The sequence below is a fragment of the Exiguobacterium sp. s133 genome, from assembly GCF_018618595.1.
GTDB classification, from domain to species: domain Bacteria; phylum Bacillota; class Bacilli; order Exiguobacteriales; family Exiguobacteriaceae; genus Exiguobacterium_A; species Exiguobacterium_A oxidotolerans.
The window spans coordinates 113,465-122,798 of the sequence record NZ_JACSMK010000010.1 but is presented as its reverse complement, the minus strand read 5'-3'; the positions used below and the strand labels follow the sequence as shown (position 1 = coordinate 122,798).

At 48.4% G+C, this 9,334-nt stretch carries 8 protein-coding genes; 3 read left to right on the top strand and 5 right to left on the bottom strand.

The genetic code is table 11. The annotated features are described in order from the left end of the window. The 3 genes from KNP96_RS13175 to KNP96_RS13165 all read right to left on the bottom strand — a co-directional run. Positions 1–1,607, bottom strand: a 1,607-nt coding sequence (locus KNP96_RS13175) for an adhesive domain-containing protein (RefSeq protein WP_214771017.1), incomplete at its 3' end; no start/stop codon positions are given. Between the two features lie 318 nt (positions 1,608–1,925). Then, entirely contained in the window at positions 1,926–2,249 is a 324-nt protein-coding gene (locus tag KNP96_RS13170; protein WP_214771013.1) for a winged helix-turn-helix transcriptional regulator, read from the bottom strand. Positions 2,250–2,322: 73 nt separating this feature from the next. Beyond that, positions 2,323–3,480: an AI-2E family transporter gene (locus KNP96_RS13165; protein WP_088837953.1), complete on the bottom strand. Its 1,158-nt coding sequence runs from the start codon at positions 3,478–3,480 to the stop codon at positions 2,323–2,325. Between the two features lie 229 nt (positions 3,481–3,709). Here KNP96_RS13165 and KNP96_RS13160 point away from each other — a divergent pair, with 229 nt between their 5' ends. Together KNP96_RS13160 and KNP96_RS13155 are read left to right on the top strand one after the other, a co-directional pair. Then, complete coding sequence (locus KNP96_RS13160) at positions 3,710–6,256, top strand: ATP-binding protein (RefSeq protein WP_214767749.1); 2,547 nt, start codon at positions 3,710–3,712, stop codon at positions 6,254–6,256. Between the two features lie 182 nt (positions 6,257–6,438). Continuing rightward, entirely contained in the window at positions 6,439–7,299 is an 861-nt protein-coding gene (locus KNP96_RS13155) for an NAD(P)-dependent oxidoreductase (protein WP_214771010.1), read from the top strand. A 57-nt stretch (positions 7,300–7,356) separates the two neighbouring features. On the opposite strand, the gene KNP96_RS13150 is transcribed toward KNP96_RS13155, so the two are convergent. Further along, positions 7,357–8,139 (bottom strand): flagellar hook-basal body protein, encoded by a 783-nt coding sequence (locus KNP96_RS13150; protein WP_159173323.1) that lies wholly within the window; start codon positions 8,137–8,139, stop codon positions 7,357–7,359. Between the two features lie 15 nt (positions 8,140–8,154). Continuing rightward, positions 8,155–8,943: a flagellar hook-basal body protein gene (locus tag KNP96_RS13145; protein WP_029331728.1), complete on the bottom strand. Its 789-nt coding sequence runs from the start codon at positions 8,941–8,943 to the stop codon at positions 8,155–8,157. A 151-nt stretch (positions 8,944–9,094) separates the two neighbouring features. On the opposite strand from KNP96_RS13145, the gene KNP96_RS13140 reads away from it, so the two are divergent. Beyond that, entirely contained in the window at positions 9,095–9,316 is a 222-nt protein-coding gene (locus tag KNP96_RS13140) for a hypothetical protein (protein WP_088837958.1), read from the top strand. The last annotated feature ends 18 nt before the right edge of the window (positions 9,317–9,334 follow it).

Here is a 9,334-nt window from a genome sequence, read left to right as displayed (position 1 = left end):
TCGGCATCCGCATCGGCATCGGCATCGGCGTCAGCATCCGCGTCGGCATCCGCATCGGCGTCAGCATCCGCGTCGGCATCCGCATCGGCATCGGCATCGGCGTCAGCATCCGCGTCGGCATCCGCATCGGCGTCAGCATCCGCGTCGGCATCCGCATCGGCATCGGCATCGGCGTCAGCATCCGCGTCGGCATCCGCATCGGCGTCAGCATCCGCGTCGGCATCCGCATCGGCGTCGGCATCGGCATCCGCATCAGCATCAGCATCGGCATCCGCATCGGCATCCGCATCAGCATCGGCATCGGCGTCAGCATCCGCATCCGCATCAGCGTCGGCGTCGGCGTCAGCATCAGCGTCGGCATCCGCATCGGCGTCGGCGTCAGCATCAGCGTCGGCGTCGGCATCCGCATCGGCGTCAGCGTCCGCGTCGGCGTCAGCGTCCGCATCGGCATCTGCATCCGCATCGGCATCAGCGTCAGCGTCCGCATCGGCGTCGGCGTCCGCATCGCCTTCTTCATCAAACACAATCGTCGTTTGACCATCTAAATCACTTAATAACTCAGCATCAATCACTGTAGTACTGACGGCTGATCCCGTAACGACAATTTCACCATCAACACCCGCTGGCTTGTCGACGAGCACATTTAAGTCGACCGTCGTCGGTCCAAGAACCTGAACGCCGACTAGTTCATTCGATAAGTTGACCGTATCGTTCGCGACTGCTGTTAGTAAGCCATTAACAGATGGTAACAACTCTTTTACAGGAGTTAGCACAAAGTTCAGTGATGATCCTAATATTCCCGTCAATTGAAGATTCGTAATTGCATCCACTAAGTCTTGTAGCGCTTGTTGCACTACTTGCTGGACTGCAGTTTCAAGATGTTGTCCTAATCCATCGCTGAAATTGACAACGATCGTGCCATCAGCATTGACAGTCACCGGGGCCTGCCCATTGTAGTCAAGCAAATCAGACAATGCTACGTCCAAATTATTGAGTGCAGCCAACGCATCTTCTAGTTCATTTAATCCTTGGACATTTAAAAGCGGGCTTGTCAGCGGGTTGTCTAAAATTATGTCAATTTCAGTGACCAAATCTCCGACAAGGCCATTGACACTCGTCGTTAAAGGATCAAGTTGACCTTTAAGCGTCGGCAAGTCTTCCAGTGTGATTGGCAATAGTTCTACGCTCACGTCGGCATTGCCGTTCGCCGTCATTTTGCCCGCGAGATCCGGAATATTAAAGACGGCGACACGTTCTGGCGACAAAATTTCTGCATCGGCCAATCCTCGGCCCGTTAAACCAAGTGCTAAATTATAATTTTCTAATTGTTCTGTTAAATTCGCTCGGACTTGTACATCTGTCAATAATTGTACATCCGCTAGACTCACTCGATTTACTGGAGCAAGTGCTAATGAATTTTTAATGGATGAGGCAAATTGTTGCTGTTGCGGCTGAAACTTTTTTTCAGATGCTTCTGTCTTGGTGTAAGTAAATGAAATTGGGGATAGTGCCAGTGAGGAGGCTGTGAGTAGTTTGATCAAGCGTTTGGTGTGGTTTCTGTGGTGTCGGTTCATCTTCTTTCGGAAATCAGGCGTTTTCTTGTTCATTTGAACACTCCTTTTCTTGAGAAAAATTACCTTACACCCATCATTATGCAGGGTTTTACTAATAAAAAATACATTTTTTTACAATTGTAATAGAAGTATAGTACCTAATATCTAGTATTTTTAATGCTTAATTACCTCTAAAAATATAAATTAAAGCCGTTTTTATTTTCAATCTCTTAATTTATATTGTAATTTTATTTCATTACTTAATATCCCATAAAAATCCATATTCATTTAAGAGCCTTTTATACCCATATAATTTCCAGAAAATAAAAAAAGGTCATCCTCAAGCTGATAGCTCGAAGATGACCTTTTTTATTAGAAGGTAATGTGTTGTTTACTCCATTTGATGGACTCTTTAAATTGTCTGATTAAATCTTCTGCTGGAACTGTCAAAAAGTAAGCTAATCCATCAGCTTTTTCTGACATTTGCTGAATCACGAGTCCATCTTCAATCAACTCTTGAAGTTGCTCTAAAATCTGACTGTGTGACTGATCGATTCGCTGTTCAATCTCACCAATCGTCAGCGCCCCATCCCGTAAAATGTAGATGACGCTCGACTTTAAGCTGTTCTCGAAGTTATGCTGAAACTTTTGCAGGGCTAATAAATCGGCTTGTTCTTCTGTTTGACGTTGATCCATCTGTCACTACCCCTTTCCTAACACATCAGACTGCTTCTTTAGTATGAAGGAACGACGTTAATAATTCAAAAAGTCATTCTTTTTTTGTGATGATGGTATCGAACGTCTTTTCCTCATCCGTGATGACCATCTTCTTTTGTGTCCGGAGATGGTAAAGCCGTTGCAAGTTAAGAATGATAACTTTCATGACGGCATAAAACGGAACCCCGAGTAGGACCCCGAAGAAGCCGGCGATGTTCCCGGCGACAAGCAGGACGATGATGATCGTCAACGGGTGAACATCAAGCGTCCTTCCTTGAACGAGTGGTGACATGATGTGCGAATCGATTTGTTGCGCGACCGTCATGACAATGATGGCATAGATTGCAAGAATCGGATCCTGGATAAACCCGACGATCAAGGCCGGTATGACACCGATGACTGGTCCAAGAAACGGAATGATGTTCGTCAATGTCGCGAACATCGCTAACAAAATCGCATAGTCAATGCCGATGAAGAGGTATCCGATATAGGCGATGATTCCGACACCGATACTAACGATGACCTGTCCCCGGATATAGCTCATGATCGTTTCATGGACATCTTCTAAAATTTTCTTCGTTTCTTTATGAAATTCAAACGGCATCATGTTAACCAGATTGCCTTTTAGCTTATGACCGTCTAACAACATATAAATCAACATGATCGGAATGATGATGATTGTGATGACGGTCGTCGTGATTAAGCTGACAAACCCGCCGACCCCTGCCCCGACATTTTTTAAGAAGGATGACGCGTACTCGGAGAGATTCGTCGAAAATTTATCGAACAAGTCATCCGGTCCCCCAACGAAGCGAGAAAAGATACTGCTGTTTTCAAGCTGACTCCGGACTTCGACGAGTTGACGCTGAAATTCCGTCGCGAGGTTCGGAATCGAATTGACGAATTCGCTGATTTGTGTTGATAAGGACGGACCAAAGATAAATCCAAGCGCCGTCATAATCCCAATCAATCCGAACAAGACGACCATCACGGCCGGACGCCGACTCATCTTCTTCTCAAGCATCTCGACGATCGGCAAAAGGACGTAATAGAGAATCCCGGCGATTGCGAGTGGCGGGACGACCATTTGCCCGAGTATGGCGAGTGGGCGAAATAAAAAGGTCACGTGATTGCCGACCCAGACGATGACGAGCAGTGTCATGACCCACCATGCGCCACGATACCACTTGTTTTCAAACATTTTTTGCATTCTGTCACTTCCCTATGCGTAATAATGATAGCTTTCACTCAGTTAGTTTTCCTTTATCCGGCTGCTTCTAATCCTCCTGAAAAAAAATAAGCTGGACCGTCATCTAAATATAATATTTTTTTTACATCTTTGCGTGTTAAAATTTGATGACTGCTAACAAGCAGAGTAAAATCTACATATGTCTTCACACATTTACGTACATATACAAAAGAATATGGAGGATTCGAACGTGAAATGGATTAATCAAAAGATTGGTCGACAATTGATGTTTGCTTTTTATGCAGTCTTTATCGCACTCAGCATCACATCCGCTATCGTCTATACGTATACTGAACAAAAAATCAGTCAAACCGATGCGACATTCGATGACTTACGTGAACGAAGAACGAATGCGAACGCGTTGGCATACGAATGGTCCGCTGCACAGAGCAATGTAAAATCATACCTCTTGTTCGGAACACCGGCGATGCTCAATGCCGTCAAAACAAACCAAGATGAAATCAACCGCTTGACGACCTGGTTCGAGCAAAACGCCATCTATACGCAAGGCGATCAATACGCAACTGCGACACGAAACTTATATGACGATTATTTCGGTACTGCCGTCCCCTTGTTACGTCAATACGTGGAACAAAAACAGGAAGGCTCGGTCGACGAGCAGTTCGTTGATCCGAAAACGCTCGCTTCGCTTTCGAACGGGAGCGAATTATTCAATTCTGACGGAACGCTAAAAGGCTCAAACAGTCAAATTGATGGTGAAGCCGATACGGCTGGAATCGAAGCCTTGCTGACAAACTATTTAAACCTCATTCAGACTGAAGAAGATGAAGCAAAGGCCAGCCTGCTCAATGAAATGCGCATCGCCCAGTTCATTTGGCTGTCAAACCTGCTTGTCCTCGTCATCATTCTTGTCTTACTCGTCCGCCCATTCATCAACCGGGTGACGAAACAAATTAATTCGTTGTCTCGGGACAGTGCACAACTCGCAAGTGGTGAAGACGTCAAAGAACTTCCCTTACCGAGACGACGCGATGAATTACACATGTTAACCGCATCCTTCAATCAAATGGCAGCATCGATTGCGGATAATAAAGTCCATATGCTGGCGAAGAATGAAGAGTTGCAAGCACAACAAGAGGAACTCGTTGCGCAGCAGGAAGAGCTGCAAGCGCAGCAGGAAGAACTCGAAGAAGCACTCGAAATCACCCTGCAAAGCGAACAACATCTAAAATATCGTAATGAACTGACGGAGACGCTCGCATCCCGCGAAACATTGACGGCGTATCCGGAAATCATCGAGAAGCTCGTCTCAATCACCCATTCGGAAATCGGAGCCTTGCTGTTCCTCGATCAACACGATGTCCGCTCGACGATTGAATACGGGATGACCCCTGATATGGTCGAACAACTGATCCACGAAGATCAATCGTTGTTCCACCGGGCGCGTGTCTTAAAACGTCCGGTGCACTCGTCTAAACAGGTCGCACACGAAAGTCCGCTTCCGTATCCGTACTACATGTATGAAGTCGCCGTGCCGATCCTTGATCCGAATGAAGAAAAAATCATCGCCTGCATCTATCTCGTCCGGTACCGTGACGCCTTCACGCCGGAGCAGATGAGCGATATCCTTTCCTTCTCGCACCAGCTCTCACTTTCGTTGATGCGGATGGGGATTTACGAAAAAATGATTCATGAAAAGAACAAAACAGGACAACTGTTGAACTCGATCCGGGAAGCCGTCGTCTACATCGAACATGAATCAGATGAACTGCTCGTCAACGAACCGTTGATGAAGCTGTTCCCGGAAATTCAGACGGAACATCAGGATGAAAGTAATCTTTCCTCTTTCCGTCAAGCGATGTCCGCCTTGTCTTCCATCATCGATGAAGCAGAACCGTTCGAACAATACATCGAACAAATCGTCGAGCAGAACTTGCCGAAGGATAGTCTCGTCGTCTCGATTCGCGCGCGCAGTGCCTATATCCAAATTTACGCCGAGAGGATTCAAATCAATAACGTTTGGGTCGGAACGATGCTCGTCTTACGGGATGTCACGAAAGAAACGGAGTCGGACCGGATGAAAGAAGAGTTCGTCTCGACCGTCTCGCACGAACTTCGGACTCCGCTCTCATCAATTTACGGTTTCACGGAATTGATGCTCAACAAATCATTTGAAGAAGAACGTCAGCTAAAGTACTTGCAGACGATTCACTCGGAAACAGGTCGCCTGACGACCCTCGTCAACGACTTCCTCGACGTCCAGCGTATGGAATCGAGTGAGCAACGTTATCAGATGTCGACGTTCGACATCGTCGAACTCGCAAATGACGTGACCGACTTCTATGGTGCCTCGCACACGACACATACGTTAGTGTTCGCAGGTAACGGACCGATCATGATTGACGCCGATAGCGAAAAGATTAAACAGCTCTTAAACAATCTACTCAGTAACGCCATCAAGTATTCTCCTGACGGCGGAACGGTTTCAATCGAAGTCCAGCACCAGGATGGTTTCGCTGAAATCAAGATTCACGACGAAGGAATGGGCATCCCGCAAGAAGCGATGTCGAAGTTGTTCGATAAGTTTTACCGGGTCGACAACTCAGAGACACGCAAAATTGGTGGAACGGGTCTCGGTCTATCGATTTGTAAAGAAATCGTCAAACACCATAACGGAACGATTGATGTTGAATCGACTGTCGGTGTCGGCTCGACCTTTACGATTCGTTTTCCGGTCGCTGTCATTTCCACCATCTTGACGTACGAAACTGAATGAGTCTTTACCCCCGTGTCCACTAAGACGCGGGGGTTTTTACGACCTGTTCATGTTCAGGTTCCGTCAAGGACGGGTGAAACACGGTCTGCCGGTAAGAAGAACACCGCTTACGTCGCGTTTAACATAAGGTTCTAAAAGGGAATAGCTAAAGCGACTCTACACATACAGGAGGAATCAGACAGATGCAACTTGGTTGGATAGGATTAGGTCATATGGGTATCCCGATGGCGTTACGCCTTCGCCGTGCCGGACACCCGTTACACGTCTACAATCGAACAGAAAGTAAGACAGCACCGCTCGTCGCGGAAGGCGCAACGTCGCTTCGCTCACCACGCGAACTGGTCGAACAGTCGGACATCATCTTCATCATGCTCGCAGACGGAAAAGCGATTGATCATGTCCTTCACGAAACAGACGGGCTGCTCGCAGGCGACTTGACGGACAAAATCGTCGTCAACTTGAGTACGATTTCGTCCGAGGAATCAACACAGGCAGCGCAACTTATCGAACGCGCCGGTGCCGCCTATCTCGAGTCTCCCGTCTCTGGTTCAGTCGGTGTCGCAGAAGCCGGCCAGCTCGTCATGCTCGTCGGTGGTGACAAACAGACACTTGCGACATGCCGGCCGTATCTCGATGTTCTCGGTAAAGAAAGTATCCATTTCGGTGACCACGGAACAGGCAGCGCAGCAAAACTTGCAATCAATCTCCTGCTCGGCATCGTCGGTGAGGGACTTGCTGAAACGTTCCTGCTCGGAGAAGCGGCCGGGCTCGACAAAGAAAAACTCATCCAGATGATTTCCTTGTCCGGCATGAATACACCGCTCTTCCAAGGCAAACAGGACATGTACCGAACAGAAGAGTTCCCCCCTGCTTTCCCGCTTCGGTTGATGGCGAAGGATTTGGGGTTGATCACGGACGCCGCGAAACGGTACACGTTACGTTTACCGCTGGCAGAAGCAGCACATGAACAGTATGAACAGGCGAACACGGGAGACCAAGCCGATTTAGATATGGCAGCGGTCTACCTGAGCTTAAAAAAATGACTCCATCAGAAAGCCGCGCCTTCCGGATTCCGGAAGGCGCGGCTTTTAGCAGATGCGTTATTTGAGTGATGTGACGATTCCCATCATCTGATCGGTCGTCATCAAAGCTTTCGAATTAAACTGATAGGCGCGTTGAATTTGCGTCAAGTTCGTCATTTCCGTCCCCATGTCGACGTTCGAGGACTCGAGCGTCCCGACCGTCAACGGGTTCCCTTGAGCATTTTGATATTGCCCGGTCGCCGTATAGAGTCCACCGCCGACATCCGTCAACTCGCCATGGTTCGGAATATCCGCGACACCGATGCGGGCAAGGACACGACGTTCTCCGTTGAGGACACCTGTGATATTGCCATCTTTGTTCAGCTCAATCGCCGTCGCATTTTCCGGTAAGGTGATGGCATCGTTCGCTTGATTGATGACGGAGCGTCCCGCATCATCCGTCAACAACATCTGTCCGTTGCCTTGCGGTGATAACTCAAAGTTGCCGTCCCGCGTGAATTTCGTCACACCGTCTGCATCGATGACACCAAAGAAGTGATGCGGATTACCGAGTGCCGCATCCAAATTCCGTCCGGTCGTTTGAAAAGCACCGACGGTAAAACGTGTCGCTTCGTTCGCGACATACCCACCGACACCAAGACGAAGATCGACCGGCGTCGTCAAAGGACCTGTTTCCAAGCCGCCCGGTGTGTTGCTGATGTTGCGGACGAGTAACTCATTGAACTGTGCATCACGACGCTTGTAGCCGTTCGTGTTCGCATTCGCGAGATTATGCCCGGTCGTATCGAGTTGTTTTTGTAATTGAGCCATCGTACTGGCTGATGTATAAAGTGATTGCATGACTTCCTCCTCCGATTAACGAACGCGACCGATTTCAGAAACAGCTTTTTCAGCCGTCCGGTCGTAAGCTTGAATGACTTTTTGATTGGCTTCGAACTGACGAAGTCCACTGTTCATCTCAGCCATCGTCTGCTCGATTTCGACGTTCCCGAGTTCGAGCACGCCTTGGTCGACTTTGACGTCTCCCGCGGCAAGTGCTGCCGGAGAGCGGAATAAACCGTTGCCTGTCCGCTCGAGTGTTTCCGGTTGATCCGTTACGACAAGTCCAAGGTTTCCGATTGCTTGTCCGTTTCCGTCCGTCACCGCTCCGTCTGCGCTGACAACGAAGTCTTCATTGACGACGTTCAGCGCCTGACCGTTTGCATCAAGGACGAGATCATTTTCTGTCGTCCGGAGCAAACCATCCTGCCCGACGGCGAATTGGCCGTTCGTCGTGTAAAGCGTCTCTTCCCCACCTGTCAGCGGATCCGTATGTAAGACGGTAAAGAGGGCGGATCCGTCCCGTGAACTGATTTGGAGATCCGTCGCGTTGCCCGTTTCCGTAATCGAACCGAGGGCAAAGTTCGGCGTCGCTGCCTGCATGAAGACACCTGTCGCGAGCGTGCCGACCGTCCCTCTTGATTGAATTCCCGTTCGTTCATTGACGCCTGATTGTTGAATCATCATCTCCGGAAACGTCCGGAGCGATGCTTGATCGGCGCGGAAGCCAGGCGTCCGCGCATTGGCCAGGTTGTTACTTAACATTTCTTGTTGCCGCTGTAACGCCTGCATCGCACCAGACGCCGTGTACATTCCTCGTAACATATGTTTTTGTCTCCTCATTGACTTAATGTTCAATTCTCTTATGTTTAGTATATCGGTCAGGTTCTGTTGAATTATGAGTTTTTTTCAAAAAAAGGTAATGAGAACAATAGTTGAACCGAAAGTCCTAGCTCTTGATTGAAATATTCAAGCCTTGATTCACTTGCCCGTCGATCACCAAATCGAGCTGTCATTACGATTGAAGGATGTCAATCATCCACGGACGATCATCGAACCGCTTGCGATCACGGAACTCGACAATGGACTGTTCCATTACTCTGCCGACTATAAAGTACGTGCCCAGTCCATCCTTTTGATGAAGGCACTCGAACACTCGGAGCAACAAAAACTCGATGACTTCTTTTCGTTGACATGAAAAAAAACGCCTCCCGGT